This window comes from Undibacterium sp. Dicai25W, assembly GCF_049340505.1.
In the GTDB taxonomy this organism is placed as follows: domain Bacteria; phylum Pseudomonadota; class Gammaproteobacteria; order Burkholderiales; family Burkholderiaceae_D; genus Undibacterium; species Undibacterium jejuense.
In genome coordinates this window covers 251,566-271,356 of sequence record NZ_JBMPOQ010000001.1, presented here as the reverse complement: position 1 = coordinate 271,356, position 19,791 = coordinate 251,566, and the positions used below count along the sequence as shown (strand labels likewise).

Sequence of the window (19,791 nt, the reverse complement as noted above, 5' to 3'; positions counted from 1 at the left end):
TTATGCATTCGCCCAAGTAAATCTAGCCGAGCTATTCTGATAATATATAAGCTGTGCGTAGGGCATATTCATGATGCGAGCATAAGTAATTTAACCAAAGTCGAAGTTTGAAATTTAGTCTCACCACTTCCTGAAACCTATCTTAGCAGAAATTAATTAGAAAATAATTTTTGGACTTCCCCTAGTTTAGTAGACATTTCATAATGTCGAAACTAAGAAGGGGAAGTCCACATGTTGGATAGTGCATCTGAAAGAGTTGAATGGGATAGTAACAAGACCAGCTCCGAACCGTCGTTCAAGTGAACGCGTGAAGCCCTGTCCTGAACAAATAAGGCATGTCATCGAAGCGTCAACGTGTTATTTTGGAATGATCTAAGTCGTTAAAGTTTCCTGCGTTGCGCGAGTCAACGATTGCTGGTCTGTCGACATCGTCGGGGAGTGCCGAACCCTGGTCGGTGACAGTCAATGCTCGTCATAGCCAGCGTAGTAGCATATGCAGGTGTAACAAACAACGCTAAAATAGCTAATTAACTTAGTTTCAATAGAAGATCAGTTGGTGTGCTGAGTGGCATTTTTCAATTGAGGTCGAGGTACGTATGAAAGATTCCTGCAATGGATGAGAATTTTCGCTATAAAACGCAGAACTACAGCCTCCACTTTGTGCTCCGGCAGATCGAAAGTGGGAGGATGAGCGTTACCCCGGAGTTTAAAGATTTAAAAGCTCAAAGCAATAGAGAGAGAAGCCTATTTATCGAATCACTGATTTTAGGGATTCCTACCCAGCCCATATGGTGTGAAGAATCACCTTTCGGGGACTACATCGTCATTGAAGGATCTGAGCGGCTTGTTACCATCGTTGATTTTGTTATGGGAAAATTTCCGTTAACCACCTTAAAGATTCGCAAAGAATATAGAGGCTACCACTTCAAGTCCCTTCCATATCACGAGAAAATTTCTCTCGAGGACAGGTATCCATTTACATTTGTAATAATAAATAACGATACACCTCCTCGACTTAAATGCGAATTCTTCCGACGACTATTAAATGACACGGGGAATACTAACGACCAAGCCGCACGTAATTTTGCCTGGCCACGAACATTTAGATTTCTGCAAGAAATCAAAAACAGTTGCGAAAGCTTAATAGATTTCGCACCACGCGATCCCCGCTGGCACCTTCATCCAAAGACCACAAAAGTTAGCAGTGAAATAGATGAGGTTTTCCTATACATGTTGATGATCTATTCGATTTTGCGCGGAGACGTATTTGAAGAAGCCTACCTCGATGACAGTATTTCTATCAATGACTTATTAGACAGGACCATGAGCGATTTCGATAACTCCAATGGAAAACGAATTGAAGCTAGTGGCGCCATTCACTGGGCTCTTTCTCAAATATCTAAATATCTCGGACAGGCACCTAAGGTTTTTCTTTCTAATTCTATACGAAAGATACGATTGCACAATCCAAATGAAGAATTGTCATTGCCCGAGTTGTATTTGCTTTTTGTGCGAGTCTATTCCAATAAAATCAATGAATCTAACAATTGGGAAACCGCTAAAGCGAACCGATTTATTAAGTCGTATCCGGCACGAAACCTAATTTCATACTTATTCGAGGCTCGAAATGCTTAGATCGTTAACTATAAAAAATATTAAATGTTTCGAGGCTCAGGCCTTCCAATTTTCCCATCTTACTGTCTTATGTGGCGCAAACTCCGCAGGGAAGTCAACGATAATTCAGACATTGCTCTTATTGAGACAAAGCTACAATGATGACCATTTTGCATCGAACGAGATAGCGTTGATGGGCGCATATTTCTCTGTTGGACACTTGAGCGACATAATCTCTCATAATGCCAAAGAAAGTCAGTTGTTAATTCAAATTGACACACTCCCATTTGTTATCGATCTAGGTGTGCTCGATAAAGAAAGCTATCGAATGCGGTTTCGCACCAATGGCAATTACGACCATAATCTCTTTACTGGTGATTTTGTTTACCTGTGCGCTGAAAGATTAGGTCCACGCAATAGTTATGACGTGCGCTTTGATTCTAACCGTTTGAATATAGGAATTTATGGCGAATACGCCATGGCCGAATTCGTCCGGCGGGCCTCGACAGCTGCGAGAAATCAGCCCCTAGCAAGAGCCTATGCAGATATTTCTCGGCCTTCAGATATAGAGGACATCACTTTGGAAGTAGCGGTCAAAACCGTGATGCGGAGGATATCACCTGGCTTTGACATAAACTATGAGTCACATCAAACAGTGGATAAAGTTTCGAATGGCTTTTCTTCCAGTACAACTAAGGCAGCTGTCCGTCCTGTAAATACCGGTTTCGGCGTTAGTTATATTTTTCCAATCATTGTTGGTGCTTTTTGCCTTGGCGAGGGAAGTACCTTTATTGTGGAAAACCCGGAGGTGCATTTGCATCCAAGTGCACAATCAGAACTGGCACAATTTCTCGCTGCGCTGTCGCAAACAGGAGTACAAGTCATTATTGAAACCCACAGCGACCACATAATAAACGGAATTCGCCTTTATGCAAAAGGACATCCTCATGCGAGCAATGGAATAGTGATCAATTCTATTTCGAGACAAGACCCCGTGACTCCAGTTAAATTTATTACAATAGATCATGACGGAAATCTGAGCGATGCGCATCAAGGTTTTTTTGACCAAGCAGAAAATGATTTATTGAGGCTTTTTTAATGAAGGTATTCCTTAATGAACGGTCAATTCCAGAAAAAGCGATCGATCCTCAAGAAATTTACATTGCTCTTAATAAATTAATTCATATTGCTGCAAATATAAAAAAGATTTCAAATAATCAGCAAATTAAGCGCGATCGCGATTTAAAAAACAAAGAAGTTCTCGTTGGACAATCTTTGGTCGAATACATCATAGCTTTAGGTAATCATCCTGATCCTAATCGGAAAAAAGTAAAGGCATTGTTCTTAGAATTGTTTGCCAAGGCACCATTCTTGAGTGGTTTTCATGACGATAATCAAACAATTACCGACTTACAAGGGCAATGTCTAAAGTACAGCTGCTTTGACGATGCGAGCGCCTGCAGAACAGGTGCTGCAGTAATCTCGGCAGAAGTTACGGGCCAACCGACAGATCTATATATTTCTATAAAAAGCAGTATGTTTGGTCAGCGAAAGATCTTAAACATCAGCAATATTGATCAACTGAATAATATGCTATGGGTCTACCAGAGCAATGAAAAGCACGAAATCCCAAAAGATTTCATTGTGGATGGTGAAATATACTCAGCGATGCAATTGTCGAATGATGAGGCCCAGCGCGTGTTGTCGAATGGCGTGATGATCGGAAAGTGCGTTTTCAATAAAGTTGGAGGACAATGGTATAAATTTCATTGCCACGAAAAGAACATTTACCACGGGTTTCCTATTACAGTTAAAACCCCATACAAGGATTTTAGCTCTGCACATATTCTGTTCGAAGAAATCCAGTCGAACGAAGATGGTCAGCTTCTTGAGGAGTTACTGGTCATCCGAAATAGAGAGTAATCCGGTAACAATGAATTTTGGTAAATTACCTATGAAGCCGAACTTTTCTCCCGATGTTTCTGAAGTTGTGGCTTATCCGTCGATCGAAATGCTACATCGCTGCGTTCCCTTGGTAATTCCCGGGACGGTAATGGCAACCGGCTGCGGGTCGAATCGTAAGACGCGCTCATCAAATTCCAGGAGCAGCATGTATTCCTTTTCGAGAAGAGACTCGAAGGCGTCCATCTGGCCGTTCTTGCTGCTGGCAAAGCTACCTGTCACGACCAGACGGTTTTTGGGAGTTTTGCGAACCAGCATAATACTTTCAGAATGCGAAATCTGGTTATATAAGACAGAGGCTTCCTCTTTTCTGGTTACTGCAACGGAGTGCCCTCAAATTACAGGTCGTGGATTACTAGCAGTCACCTTTGCCTAGCACTTAGGCTAGTTAGTGAATACAGTAGTTGACATTATGATTCATATTTATATACAGAAATAGTCTCGCAACTTGCTGACATGTGTCGCGTCACTTATTGAACTATATCATTCAAAAAGCACAATTTGTCTCACCACTCACTGACTATTCACAAGTTGACTGGTTCGCCGAAGTAGGTTTCGGCACCGTCAATTCGACTTACACCAGCCTCAACTATCATTCTTCTCTCGCAATTTCAAAACGATTCCGACCAGCGCTAACGTCGATGTAAATAGTCAGCGCAACACCAAGTAAACGAGGTCACAATGAGTGTTAAATCACCTTGTATTGAGGTGTGCAAATTCGATGGAAAAACAGGTTTTTGCATTGCCTGTTTGCGCACCCTACCTGAATGCCGGGAGTGGAGCAAAATGAAAGATCACCGTCGTCATCAAATCTTGCGGGACAGACAAAAACGTGAAAATAAGCTAACTGAAAAGGGCGTCAAGCTCCACGTTGATTGCGATGTTTACGACTGAATCGCATAAGCACAGCAATTTTCCGCACACAAAAAATCCCAAAACAGAAACATAAAAAAATGCCAGCAGATACACACTAGCTGGCATTTTTTTGTCGCTTTATTTAAAACGACATCTCGCTTATTTCTACCAATTACGATCAACACTAGCGCAAGTTACCAGTATGTCCCAGTGAATAACGACCAGGTTGCGGCCAAACAGTTAAACCATGCGGTTCCTGACCCACGGCAATCTTATTGACTGCGCCGCTAGTAGTATCGATACGATAGACAACGTCATCGTAGCGGCCAGATAACCACAAGTATTTACCATCGGCACTGACGTTACCCATATCTGGGCTCCCACCACCGGGAATAGGCCATTGCTGTACCACTTTACCGCTGGCGAAATCGATCACGGTCACACTGCCTTTACCATTGCGTGGGCCGTGGATCAGATGTGAGCCACGATTGGCAACGTAAAGCTTACTACCGTCACGACTAGGGTATAAGCCATGCGCTGCAACGCCAGTTGGGATCAGACCAATTTCTTTAAACGCATCGCCATCGATGATATGAACACCGTCTGCCTCCATGTCGGCGACGTAAAAACGCTTACCATCTGGCGAGATGCGGATATCTTGCGGCATGCCTTTTTTGGACGAACAAATTTCTGTCGCACCTGGACCAGCAAGGCTAGGTACGTCTTTAAAACGTACTGCTGGCATTTGTAATTTCAGATAGCCAATGACGGAGCGATTTTTCAGATCGATCTTTGCAATACTGCCGTCAAATTCACACGTAAAAATCGCATAACTACCATCAATCGAAAAATCGGCATGATTGATGCCACCACACTGCGGAGTAGAAATCGAGTACTGCATGGCCATGGTGTGAGGATCACGGAAGTCAAGACGGTGCTTCGCTTCAGCGACCACTATCGCCGATTTACCATCCGGTGTGAAATACAAGTTGTACGGATCATCCACTGGTAATGCTTTGGAAGATTTTCCAGTGCGTGGATCGATTGGCGTAAGGCTCCCAGAATCCAGACGCTCGGCATTATTGGCGACCCACAAAGTACGCAAATCCCATGAAGGAACAATATGCTGAGGCGCTTTGCCGACCTTAAAACGATCAACTACTTTAAGCGTTTGTGGGTCAATCACAGAAACGTCATTCGAGCGCAAATTAGGTACGTAAACACGTTGCAAATCGTCTTTCACTTGAGGACTCAAATGACTGGCACCAGTTTCACTGTATAGGTTACGCGCATCCACTACCGCTGGCATACCAGGTACTGTATTGACGGTAGCAGCGGCCTGAATGGCAGGTGCAGCACCTGCGGTCAGAAACTGAAATCCAGCGATCGACAAAGCAGCAATAACACCAGTTCGAACAACATATTTAAATTTCAAAGGCATACTTAAGACTCACTACTTTAACAAAATGTAATTCATCGGGCGGCAGTTACACGTTTAATCGCTGTAACCGACGCATCTATAATTTGTTTGACGGCGATTTGCCCTAACTCTTCGGTCGCCTTGCGCGGATCACCATACACGCCTTCGCTCTCGCTTGGTTTGGCTGCGTGCGCCATCACATCCGCTCTGACCAAGGAGCGATCCAGAGCCATCGTCAATGCGGTGTCTGCCAGACCAGCATGCGTACCAATTTCCGCCATACTAAACCCGCGATTACGCAGAGTATTGACGTAGCTCACTGAAACTGCCTGATAGTATTCCGGTAATGCGGATACGCGACAAGTTGGATCATTCGCCCATTCGCGGTTTAAACGTGCAGCGACTTTTTGCATATTCTTTTGGTAGCCACCGTGGTCACCGAGAAATATCACGTCTTTAAATCCGTGCTGCTTAAAACTTCGTGCAGTTCCTTCCAGCACAGATTCAAATGCACTGTCCGGAATTGAAATGGTGCCAGTAAAGCGCATGTGCGCAACTGGTGGATGGATGCTGCCTTCTGGTACATAAGAAATCACCGGTGCAACTAGCGTATTTCCTAGCGTTTGCGCAATTTTTTGCGCCAACAAAAAGGCACGCACATTGTGCTTACCCAATGCAACATAGGGCCCGCTTTGCTCGGTCCCACCTATCGGTACCAGAATCGTGGTGCTACCGCTGGTAATGCGATGTTGCGCTTCAGTCCAGGTCAGATTATCGAGTTCTACTTCGTTCGTCGCTGCCTGACACGTCAGAGGAGACGAAAAGTACAACGCAGCAACAAGCAAAGCGCATGTACCAACAAATCGAGGCTTAATGCGGGGCTTCGCCTGTAATTTTAAATACGTTGTGATCTGCGCAGTTATCCTGAAACGCAAATATTGTGTCAAAGAATTCATGGACGAATTATGGGGCCGAAATTTAAAAATTAGCCATTAAGGCGCAAAAAAAATATTATGAGTCTTTTCAGACCTCTTCAGCATTGACATATCCATCATATAAAAGCCTCTTTTTTTTATGTTCAAATAAGCAATTTCATGTGATTTTCTGATTTAAGTGATTAAATCGACAAATACGTAACAAGAAATTTCTTTTTAAGAATATTTTTTGCACCAAAGTACAATATCTCTTCATCGATTAGCTGAGTAAGCTCAATCCCGGCAATGCCTTCCACGTCAAATTTTCGTCAAATATCTTTATTTTTTTGGTGAAAAAAATCTACAAAAACTCATTCTCGAATGGAACTTCGTATGAAAATCAATCCCAGCACTGGTGTGCTGATCTGCACTTTGCTATCTCTCGTAGCCTGCGGCGGTGGTGGGGGTGGCAGCACGAATAGTAATAGTACTTCTACGACCGATAGCAACGCTGCAACAGCACCTGCAGCCGTCACAACAGCAAGTATTCAAAACACATCAGCAACCAGCATCAGTCTGGGTTGGCCAGTTGTCACTGGTGCAAGTTACTACGAGGTTTTTCGTAGTGTGGCGAATGGCAGCAATCCCAACAGCTTCACATCATTAGGGAATGTCACAACCAACTCTTACGTCGACAGCGGTTTAACTGCAGGAACAAATTATGTGTACCGCTTAGTTGCTTGTTCTAACGTTGGTTGCGGCGGCAACTTTGATTTTCCGGCAGCGACCAGCAGCTCACCTTCTACGGCGCCAAGCGTGCCAGCAGCACCGGCAGCAGGAACAATAACCAGCACGCAAATTGTTTTAAACTGGGCGAGTGTTCCCGGTGCATCGAGCTATCAATTGCAGCGCAATGGGTTCCAAATCGCTAATGCGGCGACAATTTCCGGGCTCACTTATACGGATACGGGCTTAACGCCTGCAACGAGTTACGCTTATCAGGTACAAGCTTGTAACAGTGCTGGCTGTTCAGCATGGAGTGCAGTGAGTAACTTGCAAACGGCAGCAACGCCAGGTGGAACTGAGCCTCCTAGGCCTCCTACAACGCCACCTCCGCCAGTACCAACGCAGCCAAGTGCAATCGCAAAAAATAGCAGCACCGTAACTGTTTCCTGGTCCAGTGTTGCCGGAGCAACGCGCTACGTTTTGACCCGTAATGGTACCGAAACTGGTGGCACAAATTTGACTGCATTGAGTCTGGTCGACACCGGTCTGGTTGCCAATACGGCATATAGCTATCAGGTAGCGGCATGTAATGCTAGCAGTTGTTCCGCAGCTAGTCCGGCAGCAACTGCGACTACCAACGCAATTGATAATATTTTGTTGAACGTGAGCGGGTTTGATAATACTTCCGGCGCAACTATTTCATTTCGCGTTAATGGCTGGGTAGATGGAGGTGGTGTCTATGGCATAAATACGCTGTCTAGAAATGACGTAACCACCAGCTATATTAAAACCCAAAGCAGCAGAAATTACAGCGGCTCGGTGACACAGCAACCTGGCAATGGCCAGACCTGTACCAGCAGTCTCGCGGACCCATCTGGTGTAGCAGGCACGACCGATGTGACGATTAATATTAATTGTTTAACACCAGCGAGTTTGAGTTTTCCAGCTGCGAGTAAATCAATCCCAGCTCAAATTTCCGGTAATATGCCGCAAGTTGCGCAGGCTCAAAATGGAAGCGGTACAATATTGCCAACAACGGCGATCCGGTATTCAAGTAGCAATACTGCCGTGGCAACGGTAGACAGCGTGAGTGGCGCCATAAACGCGTTACAAGTTGGAACAACAACCATTTCCGCCAATTTACCTTCAGATCAATATACGGCAACTCCCGCCACTTATACATTAACCGTTGTACCAAATACAGCCAGCTCACGTCTGGCCCATATTGAACTTGCACAAAGCCTGGCTCAACGTCCTGCCAGTACCTACCAAATTCTGACACCTGGTCGTGATGCTTTGGTGCGTGCCTACATGTACGCAGTCAACACATCTAATACTGCACCACCAGTGGTCTCCATACAGGTTCGTGGCAGCAATAATCCGATCACAATGACCTGCCCTAAAGCACTTCCGCTTTATGATGGTGACATCAATATTTCCTATAATCTGAATGACCAATGTTATGCAACGATCCCTGGAAATCAAGTGCAGCAGGGAATGGTAATTGACGTTGCGACGACAGATGGTCAAGCATTAAGTGCAACACCTGTAGTCAATAACAGCAATGTTATACATCTGACGATTGTTCCTTTGATTGTCGATTCGGTGACAGCCAACGTTCCAACAGCTGCACAACTGGTGAGTGTATTTAAAAAGATTATGCCGTTTGCGAGCGTTGTCGTGAATTTTCATGCTCCGTGGTCGCCGAGTGGTGGGCTGACTGCAAGTGACAGCTATGGACACGCATTAGGCCTCGTGGACCAACTCCGCGTGACTGAAAAAAGTCAGACACATTATTACGGAATGGCTCCACCGGCATTTAGTGGCGGTGTTGCGGGAGTAGGCTATGTGCCTGGCTTGACCGCTGTGGGTGACGACATGCACGGTGGTGGTGACTATGCCTTACACAATGTCATCGTGCATGAGGTAGGTCACAACCTTAGCTTATCGCACGCGCCTTGTGGCGGCCCAGGTGGCCCTGATCCTTATTTCTCTACGGCACCGCTTCCATGGCAAAACTCTGATAAAGCACAGCTAACTGAAGCACCATTGTTTGACCAGGAAAATAGTTTATTGTCTTCGCCAGGTGTATTAGGATCAAGAACCACAGATCTGATGGCGTATTGCGGTGGCAGATGGCTGTCTGAATACAGTTACCAAAAAATTGCCAATTACATCCGCGGCAGGACAAATTATCAGGTAGCGACACTCGCTGATAAAGCGCAATCCGCCAGTGTTGCTACATCGGTGGCATCGCAAGCAATCCTGATGGTATCCGGTAGCATTTCCGCAGACGGCCATGTCATTCTGGATCCGGTGCAACTTTTGGGTAACGGTTATCAGGCAGATGCAGAAAGTGGCGCGTATCAGTTGCGTATTGTCAGCGCTGATGGCAAGACCACGTATCGTAGCTTTACTCCGGCATCACTGGATCATTTGGATGAAAAGCACATCTCCGTATTGCTGCCTGCCATTCCGGGTATTGTCAGTATCGACGTGATGAAAGATGGAAAAATCATGCCAAAAGCCGCGCCAACTAAAGTCGTTTCGGCCCAACCGACAGTCGCAGCCATGAGCACTTTGCCCGTAAAAAAATCAGCTGCACTTATCGCTGACACAGCAACGTTTGAGCAGTCCGGAAGCAATCTGCATCTGGTGTGGGATAACAACCACTATCCGTGGCTGACCGCCATTTTCATTGCTAATGACGGCAGCCGTACAACACTAGCCATGCGCGCCACTGGAGGCAATATCAATCTGAGCCTGCCAAAGCTGACTCAAGCTGGTAGCGTGCAAATATCTCTCAGTGATGGCCTCAATACAATCATGAAAACACAAGCGATTAACGCTACTAATCGCTAATAAAAATTTAACGCTTCGTTTGCCTCAGGGTGCCGTGGATAACATCACGGCACCCTTTTTTTATTTTTGGAACTGAATGCTAATCACACCGCATGTGCATTGAATACGGTTCTGACAACCTACTTATCTCAACGATAAAACTCACTCCCGACACAAAAACAACAACTAAAAAATTGCGTCCCAAATAAAAAACAACGTTATATAATAAAAACGCTGTTATGTAATATCCAGCATGCAGTATAAAAATAACTATGATTGAGACTAGCTAGTTCACACGATTGAACAGCGAAAAAAGGATGACCTATGTTGAGAACACTCATCATGGCGGCTTGCGCTGCCACGGTGCTGGCGGCGTGCACCCCGAAACCTGCCACACCTACTGCCGGCCAAATCAGTGCCGCCGAAACTGCGCTTCCGGCTGACCCACAAATAGCCAAGATCTATCAACGTTCCTGCATAGGCTGTCATACAGCCGTCAGTAGCACCGCACCGATCGTGGGCTTTGCACCCGCCTGGCAACCACGCCTGCAACAAGGTATGGCAACACTGGTACAGCATGCGCGTGAAGGCTACAAGGCGATGCCTGCGAAAGGCTATTGCAGCGACTGTAGCGATCAGGATTTACAAAAGCTGATTGAATTTATGTCGACCACCATTCCAGCAGGAAAGGACAACTCATGAGTAAGCAATATCCACACGACACTGCGCACGGCTCTCGTAGAACACTGTTAAAAGCAGGCGTTGCAGTCGGTGCTATCGGCGGTCTGGGTGTGCTGGCAGAAATTGCTAAAGTCCCGGTCGAACTAGCCGCAATACCAGCAAATCTTTCCCCAGCTTTACCAGTCGGAAAAGCAAACGCAATCAGCTGGCAAAACTGGTCAGGCATACAAAGCTGCCAACCCCTCGGCATCAACAGCCCGGCGAATGAAAGTGCGATTGCAGATTTATTCAAACAAAGTTCGGGCACCATACGCTGTGTCGGTGCCGGGCATTCGTTTGTACCTTTAGTTCCCACCGACGGCACCATCGTTTCACTCGACAAAATGTCTGGCATCATTGGTCGCCATGATCATCTGGTACGTGTGCAAGCAGGCACCCGCCTTGCCCAATTAGCCCGTGAACTCGATGGCATCGGTCTGGCGATGCATAATCAACCTGACATCGATGCGCAATCATTCGCCGGGGCCATCAGCACTGCAACCCATGGCACCGGTAAAGAATTGCCTGCGCTGCACGCCAAAGTACAGGCGTTGCGCCTTCTCACACCAGCCGGCGAGATTCTGACTTGTGACGCCAATACCAATGCCGATTTACTACAGGCTGCGCGCGTGTCACTTGGTAGTTTAGGCATCATCACGGAAGTCACACTAGAAGCAGTTCCAGCGTATCACTTGCAAAGAAAAGTATGGTTAAAACCGGTCGACGAGATGTTGGCGATGGCGCATGATCTGGCGAATCAACATCGGCATTTTGAATTCTACTATCTGCCCTTCACTGGCTATGCAGCTGCGATTACCCACGACATTGCTAACGATGAAAAAATCTTACGTCCGGAATCTGGTGATGAAGCCATGTTGCATGACTTGCGTCAGCTACGCGATTGGATGGGACGTTTCCCGGATTTACGTCGCTGGCTAGCTAAGAAGTTAATAGACCCGCAGCAAGTTGAACTGGCACAAGATAAATCCTGGAAATTACTGTCAACATCGCGTCCAACCAAATTCAATGAATCAGAATGCCACGTCCCACAAGAACATGGGATAGATTGCGTACGTGAAGTTATACAAAAATTAGAGCAAAGGCATGATGTATTTTTCCCGCTGGAGTTCCGCTTTGTCAAAGCCGATGACGCGTGGCTCAGCCCATTTTATCAACGTGAGACTTGCTCAATCGCAGTACATGCAGCCGCTGGAGAAGCATATCAATATCTGGTGCAAGACATTGCGCCTATCTTTAGAAAATACCAGGGGCGTCCGCATTGGGGCAAATTGCATGCACATCAGGCCGCTGATTTATCGAACTTGTATCCGCGCTGGAAGGATTTTTTAGCGATCCGCGAACATTGTGATCCACACGGACGCATGCTCAATCCACACTTACGACAAGTGTTTGGAGTCAGCGCATGATCTCGACCAAACGACGCAAATTTTTAGCCCTTGCTGGTCTTGGCGTAGCAGGTGCCATTGCACTCAAACCAGGTATGAAAGGTGCCCCGCACACGGCGTATTTCGCTGGCATCGCACAGGCCATGAAGAATGCTGGCATAGCAACACCAACGATGATCATTGACCGCGAGCGTCTACGGCAAAATGCAAGCAATATCATGCAGAACATCGGCGGCAAAGTGGCGCAGCGCCTGGTGGTGAAATCTCTGCCTTCGCATGCCTTGATTAAAGAAATTACCGGCATAACTGGCAGCCAACGCATGATGTTATTTAGCTTACCGCAACTGCTTAGCATGACCAAAGCAGATACCGATATTCTGCTTGGAAAGCCTATGCCTATTGCGGCGGCCGCGCAATTTTATCGTCAGCATGATGTTGCAAGCAGTGGATTTCGCCCTGATCAGCAATTGCAATGGCTGGTCGATACGCCAGAACGTCTGAGCCAATATCGCGAACTGGCACGTCAGCAAAATCTGAACTTGTTACTGAACTTTGAGATTGACGTTGGTCTTCATCGCGGTGGCATCAATCACACCGACACCTTGCAACAAATGCTGGCGATTTTACAAAGCGATCCACGTTTGCAGTTTGCAGGCATGATGGGTTACGACGCGCATGTGGCAAAAATTCCTGACTTACCTGGTTTGCAAAAAGCGGCACATGAACATGCTCACCAGACCTACACCAGCCTTGCTCAATATGCCCTCAATGCGTTAAAAAACAGCACTAGCCACGCACCAAAACGTCCACTCACTTTTAACGCCGCAGGATCGCCGACCTACCGTTTATACGATGGTTCAGGTATAGAAAATGAAGTATCAATCGGATCAGCTTTCGTCAAAGCCAGCGACTTTGATTTGCCGGGTCTGGCCGATTTGCAAGCCGCCGCTTTCATTGCCACACCAGTATTAAAAGTCAGCGATCAATTTCAAATGCCGTATGGCGTTGAATGGTTGGGGGATGCAGCACGTGCGTGGGATGTCAATCAACAGCGCGGCATCTTTATTTACGGTGGTAACTGGCTGGCTGATCCGGTATCGCCCGAGGGCTTAAACGCCAGTGGCTTATATGGGACTTCGTCAAACCAACAGTTATTGGTGGAGTCAGGACGACAAGGCTTAAAGGTCGATGATGTCGTCATCTTCCGACCACGTCAAAGCGAAGCCGTGCTTTTACAATTTGGCGATATTGCTGTCTATGACGCTGGAAAAATTATCGACATGTGGCCAGCCTTTCCTGCCACTGCGTGAAGCCAACATCCGAGCAGAACAAATCATCATCAATTTATGCAGTAAAAAAGGAAGTAAATCAGAAGTTAAAAAAAATGTTTGACGAGTGAGTACAAAGGACAAGAGCCAGCTCACGTAATACAAAAACAAATGAAATCCGACCAAAGGAAGAGACATGAAATTCAAGCAGCGCAAAATCGTGATCTGCATTTCGCAGGCACTCCTACTTAGCGGTAGCCTACCCATCATTGCCAGCGCCGACGATCTCGAGAGCGGGCATACGGTGACGGTTACAGCACAAAGCCGTTCGCAAGAAGCACAGGCCGTTCCGATTCCGTTTCAGATTTTAAAAGCCGATCAGCTCGACAAATTAGCGGCGACCAATCTCGATAGCATGAATGGCTATATTCCGGGTCTGACCGTAGATGGTAATCGTCCAACGCAGCCCAGCTTCTACTTGCGTGGCGTCGGCACGCAGGATTTTGGTATCGGTACAGATGCCCCCGTCGGGATTTATGTTGATGGGGTGTATAGTGGCAAAACCGGCGGTGCGTTGATGAATTTCAATGACGTGCAAAGGATAGAAGTGTTAAAAGGTCCGCAAGGGACACTTTTTGGTCGCAATAGTGCTGGCGGCGCCATTTCTATCGTCTCTAATGAACCATCGGATGAATTAGAGGGTGAGGCCACATTGAGGCTCGGTAACTACGGTACGAAATACGCCGCAGGTTTGTTGAATATCCCGCTCAATCCTGATTGGTCGTTGCGTTTCAATGTCGTAGATAACAAGAGCAACGGCTGGTTGACCGATAGTGGCAACGGTCAGAAATACAAAGACAATGACAACTGGGGCACGCGCACTGCTTTGCTCTGGAAAGGACCGGAAAAAACCCGCGTCTTGCTGACCTGGGAACATGAAGATTTACACCAGATGGCGCGTCCGGCAATCTCTTTGGTCGCGCCAAGCCCTAACGGTGTTGCACCAGCATTTCCGGCTGATCCATCGACCTTTCTCGATCCACGTCGAGGCATCGTCTACAACGACACCAATGCCAACAATGTAGAAACCCGTCGCTACGACGGTTTCACCTTGAAAATTGAAAAACCATTCGCGTGGGGCGATTTTACATCGACCACAGCGTATCGCCACTTTAAGTCGTTTAATCAGGAAGATGAAGACGGTACCAATAACAATGTGACGTTCTTAAACACAGCCAATATAGAAACCAATACCACCTGGCAACAAGAATTTAAAATCGCTGGTAAAAATGACACGGCCGACTGGTTAGGAGGTATTAGTTTTTATAAAGAAAATGCGTATCAGGATAGTCAGGTCAATACCAATACTGATAGCTACGATACCATCACCAATAATATGCTGGGGTTTCCGCTTTTTACGACGCTCAATGGTGCGGCGGCGCAAAATGGTTTGCCTTTGAATTTCTTAGGCAATTCCTGGCAAGAAAACATGATGAACAATGGCAGCTATCAATCTCAGGCGATTTATGGCGACGTGATCTGGCACTTGCAACCAAAATGGAATTTAACGACTGGCCTACGAGTAACGCATGATAGCAAAACGTTTAGCTGGAATTATCCTAACCGGATAGCACCGGGTCTTGATAGTGTGATTGCAACGACAAATCAGTATGGCTTTTTCAATGGTCAAAGTCAGGCACTGGCTGCATTGACGCAAAACTTTTTTGTTGATGGTTCAGCACCGTCAACTGCAATGAGTATCAAGAAGAGTTGGACCGATACCAGCCCCCGGGTTGTGCTTGATTACCACTACACACCAGACATCATGGGCTATGCCTCAGTCACCAAAGGCTATCAGTCCGGCGGCTTTAACTCGGTCTCTATGGGTGCGCAATTTCAGCCAGAAGACGTATGGAATTACGAAGTCGGCATCAAGTCCTACTTCAAAGAAGCCAAGCTGATGTTAAATGCATCTTTATTCCATTACAAATTCACGAATCTGCAATCCTTGACGCTGGTACAAGCGCCAGGGGCACCGATTCCTGCATATCAAGTGACCAATAGTGATCAGAACGCGACCGGTATTGATCTGGATGCACATTGGGCACCGATGCGTGGTCTGAAGTTGTATGGCAATCTGGAATACATCGACCAAAAATACGCCAACTATATCGTACAAAATGGCCCGGATTTATCTGGACAGCCAGTTGGCACGCCACGCTTCAGTGCGGCGGCAGGTGCCGATTACACCTGGAACGATGTCATGCATGGCAATGTCAATTTGAGCATACAACATGCTTATACTGGCGGAACCCGTTGCAATGCCAATTCTGCAGCGCAGATGAATTGCCTGACAGCACCGACATTTAGCATAGGTTCAGCGCAAAACCGCACCGATTTGCATCTGGGTTGGCAGAGTGAAGACCGGCGTTGGAATGTCAGCATGTATGTGACCAATGTGTTCGATAAACGCTATGTATTTGATGGTAGTCCGATTACTTCAGTATTGGGGACGCCGTTTGCGTCGATCACCGCACCACGTCTTTTTGGTGTGCAAGTGAAGGTCAGAATGTAGTCACCAAGATGCAGCATGAGTTGTCTTAATGCTGCTTGCTATAATATGCACACTGCTTCGTATCATGATAGTAATTCATCAAACAGACGAACCAGTGTGCATTCGGAATTTTCAAAAATGAAAGATAGGAAAAAAGTGTGACCAAGGCTTCCGCAAATTTACAAGAACGCAAACGCCGTGAATCTGAGACCAGAAAAAAACATATTATTTCTGTCGTCAAGGCCTTGGTAAAAAAAGGTGGAGCACGCGAAATCACAATCCGTAAAGTCGCAGAAGAAGCAGGTTTTTCTACCACCATTGTGTACGCACTGTTTCATGACAAAGCCACCCTGATCACACAGGCGATGGATGAAACCTTGTTAGAACTGGTCAAGGTCATGAAAAAAGCCGCCGCGCTGACCGAAGACCCTATCGAAAAAATTAAGCATACAGGTAAAGCCTATATCAAATACGGCCTAAGCAACCCCGATGAATACGCGCTGGTCTTCATGGAGCGCCGTCCGCATGCGCCGGTAGAGGCAGCTGAAGTCGAACACGGAAACGTGCAACAAGATCCTTATGCGTTTGCACATAGCTTATTTATCCATCTCAAAGAGCAAGGTTTGGTCGACGGCGATGAGATGCGTCTGCACATGATGACGCAAATTTTCTGGCAAGGTATACATGGCCTGACATCAATCAATCTGGTCATGGATGAAGGTGATGAATGGACACCCAAGCTCAATCACCAAATGCACGTGGATACTTTACTTGATGTTTTGATGGCAGGTTTGTTGCAGACTTTCCCCGTGGTGCAGTCTGGTAAGCATATCAAACCAACAAGGTCGATTAAAAAATAATCAGCTTGACCAAATGGTAAAATAAGACAATACTGAGGTGAGATTGCTAAAAAATCCCACTATTTTTCGAAAATAGCCTAAGATTTTCGGTCAAACCAGCACATCAAGGTATAATTCCGTACTTGTAGCCCGGTTTTCTTTTGATCGAACAGATTTTCTTGTATCTGTGACTCTATCTGGACACCCCCTAGTTGTATGTTGTGGTGACCTTGACCTCGTTTCAATCTCACGCACTGTCTTTGCTTGCTGTCTATCAGCACTGCAAAATCAGCCTACATAACGTATCATTTTTGCGCCATTGCACATTGTCTGTGCAAACGACGTGCGCCAAGAACCGAACACCAACGCCCGGCAGGTAATGTTTTTTGCCAGCTGGCAGTACAGCCTGTGATTTGCACGGCCGTACCCACCCTTTTATGAATGTGAAAATACAATGGCAAAAGAAGAACTGTTAGAGATGAGTGGTATGGTAGAAGAAGTGCTGCCGGATTCCCGTTTCCGCGTGAATTTGGAAAATGGTCATCAATTGATCGCTTATACATCTGGCAAAATGCGTCAGCATCATATCCGCATTCTGGCGGGTGATAAAGTGACACTGGAAATGTCACCTTATGATTTAAGCAAAGGCCGTATCACTTTCCGTCATATCGAAAAACAAAGCGGTGGCGGCGGACAACCGCGTCGTCGTTATTAATCACTGCGAGCAATTACGATTACTGATGCCGGTTCCTTGTTGAATCCGGCGCGTGAATTGTTGATCACGAGATCAATCACGCAGCATTTGCCTCCTCACCCACTCTGCCACGGCAGATGAACTACGAAAATCTGCCACGGAACGGCAGGCGATATGTGGGTGACGGCTTTGCAGCATGCGCGATAAAGCGCTTCCTGGTCCCAATTCCAGTACCACATTCATTCCGGCTTCATCCAATGCATCCATGCATTCATGCCAGCGTATGGTCTGGGTCATCTGCGCCAGCAAGCTTTGTTTGCTCTCGGCGCTATTGACGCTCTTCATCGCATTGACGCCAGCCAATACCGGCGTTGTAATAGCTTGAAATGGTAGCTTATCCAACACCTGCTTCATTGCCGGCAAAGCATCCGCCATTAATGGCGTATGAGACGCGATATGCACTGGTAACAAGCTCAGATGCAATTGTGCAATTGCATGTGCGCGCAATGCTTGCTCAGCCTTCAGAATATCGTCGCGCAGACCCGCAACGATGGCATTGGTTTCACCTGTCACAATGGCGATATACAAGTGATGAGAAAAACATATTTCCTGCAATGGTGCCAGCGGCAAACCGCTGACCGACAACATCGCATGTGCAGCCTGGGGCTTCACGCAGGATTGCATTGCTGTAGCTCTGATCGACGCCAGATGTATCGCTTGCCCGACGTCTAATTCGCCGCTGATAGCATGTGCTGACACTTCGCCGACGCTGTAGCCAGCGATCACATCGGGGGGCGGCAATTCTTCACGCAAGGCCAACCAGTTCGCAAGTGTCGCCGCGACAATCAAGGGTTGTGCGAATCGGTTTTCAAACATCAGTGAGGGAGAGGCGAGCAATGCTGTTAATGGCATCCCAAAATACTGGCTGGTATCGAATTGATCCAGCAACGCGGCGACACGCGGGTTGCTGTTGGCGATGGCAAACATGTGTGCCTCTTGCCCACCTTGCCCAGGACACAATAATGCAAACCTAGGCATACGCTGGCGGCAATGGCATTTGTTGAACCTGATAAATAAACCAGCTGGCCGCCAATAAATCAGCAGCGCCACCGGGTGACAAACGGCGTTGAACAAATTCACGATGACAATGTTCAGCCTGAGCAAGCCAATCAGTTTGTTCTGTGCCTCCCGCAGCTAAAAAAGCGCGTGCCGATTGCCTGGAAAATTCAGCCGCAGCAACGCCGCCGCGATAATACAAATTGGTGTCATGCATATGCGCCATCAGCATAAACAAGCTGTCGATTTGCGCTTCGGTATGCGAGCGGCCCTGATCCAGACTTTGCATCAAACGTGGTAACGCCAACTCAAATACCGATGGAAATCCGGCCGCGGCTTCTTCACGCGCACCGCTAATGGCATAGTTTTGCGCGACTTGCAGACCATGGCTTTTTGTTTGTTGATTTGCGATAAGCTTGAGCGCGGCATTACTGTGTGCGAGTAACTCAGCCCCCCAATGTTCAAGCAACGCAGCGCGTATGTTTTGCGCTCGTAAAGCCACGCCTTGAGACAAACAACGTCCCGCTGCGGCACATAACAACCCCAGACAAAAAATGGCGCCGCGGTGCGTGTTCACGCCTTGCGTTGCGCGCAACATTTGTTGCTCAGCAACGATACCTAAGTTTTTTAAGGTTTGAAAATCGCCGTCACCTATTCCCGCATTCGCCATCGCCAGAAAGTAATGGCGCAAAGAAAACAAGCTGCGAAAAAACGTCGTCGCCGTCATGTCTGTATGGCTGCCATTATCACGCAAAGAAACCAGACCTGGTTTGGGATACAGCACCAATTCTGCATACAAACTGCGCAGCGCCATGATGGCAATCGGTTTGGCAAGCGCTGAGATATCAGCTGTGACCGGCGCTTTACAACTCAATGCGTGATGATGTTGGAGTTCAGATGCGGGAAGGAAAAAATTTTGCAT

16 protein-coding genes are annotated in these 19,791 nt (G+C 46.8%); 11 read left to right on the top strand and 5 right to left on the bottom strand.

Features of this window, described 5'->3' with window-relative positions:
* Nucleotides 1-612: 612 nt before the first annotated feature.
* From ACO0KY_RS01305 to ACO0KY_RS01295, 3 genes are read left to right on the top strand one after another with little or no spacing between them, the layout of a single operon-like run.
* The gene (locus tag ACO0KY_RS01305; protein WP_423043610.1) at nucleotides 613-1,635 is read left to right on the top strand and encodes a hypothetical protein; all 1,023 of its coding nucleotides are present in this window, start codon (nucleotides 613-615) and stop codon (nucleotides 1,633-1,635) included.
* Nucleotides 1,628-2,713, top strand: coding sequence for a DUF3696 domain-containing protein (locus ACO0KY_RS01300; RefSeq protein ID WP_423043608.1), 1,086 nt, complete (start codon nucleotides 1,628-1,630; stop codon nucleotides 2,711-2,713). Before ACO0KY_RS01305 ends, ACO0KY_RS01300 begins: the two co-directional genes overlap by 8 nt.
* Entirely contained in the window at nucleotides 2,713-3,537 is an 825-nt protein-coding gene (locus ACO0KY_RS01295; protein WP_423043606.1) for a hypothetical protein, read from the top strand. The genes ACO0KY_RS01300 and ACO0KY_RS01295 overlap by 1 nt, the downstream gene beginning before the upstream one ends.
* Nucleotides 3,538-3,609: 72 nt before the next feature.
* On the opposite strand, the gene ACO0KY_RS01290 is transcribed toward ACO0KY_RS01295, so the two are convergent.
* The gene (locus ACO0KY_RS01290; RefSeq protein WP_423043604.1) at nucleotides 3,610-3,834 is read right to left on the bottom strand and encodes a hypothetical protein; all 225 of its coding nucleotides are present in this window, start codon (nucleotides 3,832-3,834) and stop codon (nucleotides 3,610-3,612) included.
* A 423-nt stretch (nucleotides 3,835-4,257) separates the two neighbouring features.
* On the opposite strand from ACO0KY_RS01290, the gene ACO0KY_RS01285 reads away from it, so the two are divergent.
* Nucleotides 4,258-4,470, top strand: a complete 213-nt coding sequence (locus tag ACO0KY_RS01285) for a DUF1289 domain-containing protein (protein WP_423043602.1) — start codon at nucleotides 4,258-4,260, stop codon at nucleotides 4,468-4,470.
* 145 nt (nucleotides 4,471-4,615) lie between these two features.
* Here ACO0KY_RS01285 and ACO0KY_RS01280 read toward each other — a convergent pair whose 3' ends face one another.
* Together ACO0KY_RS01280 and ACO0KY_RS01275 are read right to left on the bottom strand one after the other, a co-directional pair.
* On the bottom strand, nucleotides 4,616-5,872 hold the full coding sequence (locus ACO0KY_RS01280; protein ID WP_423043600.1) for a hypothetical protein: 1,257 nt from the start codon (nucleotides 5,870-5,872) through the stop codon (nucleotides 4,616-4,618).
* 32 nt (nucleotides 5,873-5,904) lie between these two features.
* Nucleotides 5,905-6,807: a creatininase family protein gene (locus tag ACO0KY_RS01275; RefSeq protein ID WP_423043598.1), complete on the bottom strand. Its 903-nt coding sequence runs from the start codon at nucleotides 6,805-6,807 to the stop codon at nucleotides 5,905-5,907.
* Nucleotides 6,808-7,158: 351 nt separating this feature from the next.
* Between ACO0KY_RS01275 and ACO0KY_RS01270 the strand changes: the two genes are divergently transcribed.
* From ACO0KY_RS01270 to infA, 7 genes are all read left to right on the top strand, one after another.
* On the top strand, nucleotides 7,159-10,353 hold the full coding sequence (locus tag ACO0KY_RS01270) for a fibronectin type III domain-containing protein (RefSeq protein ID WP_423043596.1): 3,195 nt from the start codon (nucleotides 7,159-7,161) through the stop codon (nucleotides 10,351-10,353).
* A 303-nt stretch (nucleotides 10,354-10,656) separates the two neighbouring features.
* On the top strand, nucleotides 10,657-11,034 hold the full coding sequence (locus tag ACO0KY_RS01265; RefSeq protein ID WP_222613179.1) for a c-type cytochrome: 378 nt from the start codon (nucleotides 10,657-10,659) through the stop codon (nucleotides 11,032-11,034).
* A complete protein-coding gene (locus tag ACO0KY_RS01260; RefSeq protein WP_423043594.1) occupies nucleotides 11,031-12,479 on the top strand; it encodes a D-arabinono-1,4-lactone oxidase in 1,449 nt (482 codons plus the stop codon). The genes ACO0KY_RS01265 and ACO0KY_RS01260 overlap by 4 nt, the downstream gene beginning before the upstream one ends.
* The gene (locus tag ACO0KY_RS01255; RefSeq protein WP_423043592.1) at nucleotides 12,476-13,768 is read left to right on the top strand and encodes an alanine racemase; all 1,293 of its coding nucleotides are present in this window, start codon (nucleotides 12,476-12,478) and stop codon (nucleotides 13,766-13,768) included. The genes ACO0KY_RS01260 and ACO0KY_RS01255 overlap by 4 nt, the downstream gene beginning before the upstream one ends.
* A 154-nt stretch (nucleotides 13,769-13,922) precedes the next feature.
* Entirely contained in the window at nucleotides 13,923-16,301 is a 2,379-nt protein-coding gene (locus ACO0KY_RS01250) for a TonB-dependent receptor (protein ID WP_423043590.1), read from the top strand.
* 137 nt (nucleotides 16,302-16,438) lie between these two features.
* Complete coding sequence (locus ACO0KY_RS01245; protein WP_423043588.1) at nucleotides 16,439-17,140, top strand: TetR/AcrR family transcriptional regulator; 702 nt, start codon at nucleotides 16,439-16,441, stop codon at nucleotides 17,138-17,140.
* A gap of 433 nt (nucleotides 17,141-17,573) precedes the next feature.
* Nucleotides 17,574-17,834, top strand: a complete 261-nt coding sequence (gene infA / locus ACO0KY_RS01240) for a translation initiation factor IF-1 (RefSeq protein ID WP_186913897.1) — start codon at nucleotides 17,574-17,576, stop codon at nucleotides 17,832-17,834.
* 72 nt (nucleotides 17,835-17,906) lie between these two features.
* Here the strand turns inward: infA and ACO0KY_RS01235 are convergent, their stop codons facing one another.
* On the bottom strand, nucleotides 17,907-18,851 hold the full coding sequence (locus ACO0KY_RS01235; protein ID WP_423043586.1) for an ACP S-malonyltransferase: 945 nt from the start codon (nucleotides 18,849-18,851) through the stop codon (nucleotides 17,907-17,909).
* Nucleotides 18,844-19,791 (bottom strand): triphosphoribosyl-dephospho-CoA synthase MdcB, encoded by a 948-nt coding sequence (gene mdcB / locus ACO0KY_RS01230; RefSeq protein WP_423043584.1) that lies wholly within the window; start codon nucleotides 19,789-19,791, stop codon nucleotides 18,844-18,846. Before mdcB ends, ACO0KY_RS01235 begins: the two co-directional genes overlap by 8 nt.

Bases quoted from the DNA above. Each gene is read 5' to 3' on its own strand.
- ACO0KY_RS01255 (WP_423043592.1), top strand. From the start codon at position 12,476: ATGATCTCGACCAAACGACGCAAATTTTTAGCCCTTGCTGGTCTTGGC.
- ACO0KY_RS01250 (WP_423043590.1), top strand. From the start codon at position 13,923: ATGAAATTCAAGCAGCGCAAAATCGTGATCTGCATTTCGCAGGCACTC.
- ACO0KY_RS01290 (WP_423043604.1), bottom strand. From the start codon at position 3,834: ATGCTGGTTCGCAAAACTCCCAAAAACCGTCTGGTCGTGACAGGTAGC.
- ACO0KY_RS01265 (WP_222613179.1), top strand. From the start codon at position 10,657: ATGTTGAGAACACTCATCATGGCGGCTTGCGCTGCCACGGTGCTGGCG.
- ACO0KY_RS01280 (WP_423043600.1), bottom strand. From the start codon at position 5,872: ATGCCTTTGAAATTTAAATATGTTGTTCGAACTGGTGTTATTGCTGCT.
- ACO0KY_RS01235 (WP_423043586.1), bottom strand. From the start codon at position 18,851: ATGCCTAGGTTTGCATTATTGTGTCCTGGGCAAGGTGGGCAAGAGGCA.
- ACO0KY_RS01295 (WP_423043606.1), top strand. From the start codon at position 2,713: ATGAAGGTATTCCTTAATGAACGGTCAATTCCAGAAAAAGCGATCGAT.
- ACO0KY_RS01285 (WP_423043602.1), top strand. From the start codon at position 4,258: ATGAGTGTTAAATCACCTTGTATTGAGGTGTGCAAATTCGATGGAAAA.
- ACO0KY_RS01270 (WP_423043596.1), top strand. From the start codon at position 7,159: ATGAAAATCAATCCCAGCACTGGTGTGCTGATCTGCACTTTGCTATCT.
- ACO0KY_RS01260 (WP_423043594.1), top strand. From the start codon at position 11,031: ATGAGTAAGCAATATCCACACGACACTGCGCACGGCTCTCGTAGAACA.
- ACO0KY_RS01300 (WP_423043608.1), top strand. From the start codon at position 1,628: ATGCTTAGATCGTTAACTATAAAAAATATTAAATGTTTCGAGGCTCAG.
- mdcB (WP_423043584.1), bottom strand. From the start codon at position 19,791: ATGCAAAATTTTTTCCTTCCCGCATCTGAACTCCAACATCATCACGCA.
- ACO0KY_RS01275 (WP_423043598.1), bottom strand. From the start codon at position 6,807: ATGAATTCTTTGACACAATATTTGCGTTTCAGGATAACTGCGCAGATC.
- ACO0KY_RS01305 (WP_423043610.1), top strand. From the start codon at position 613: ATGGATGAGAATTTTCGCTATAAAACGCAGAACTACAGCCTCCACTTT.
- infA (WP_186913897.1), top strand. From the start codon at position 17,574: ATGGCAAAAGAAGAACTGTTAGAGATGAGTGGTATGGTAGAAGAAGTG.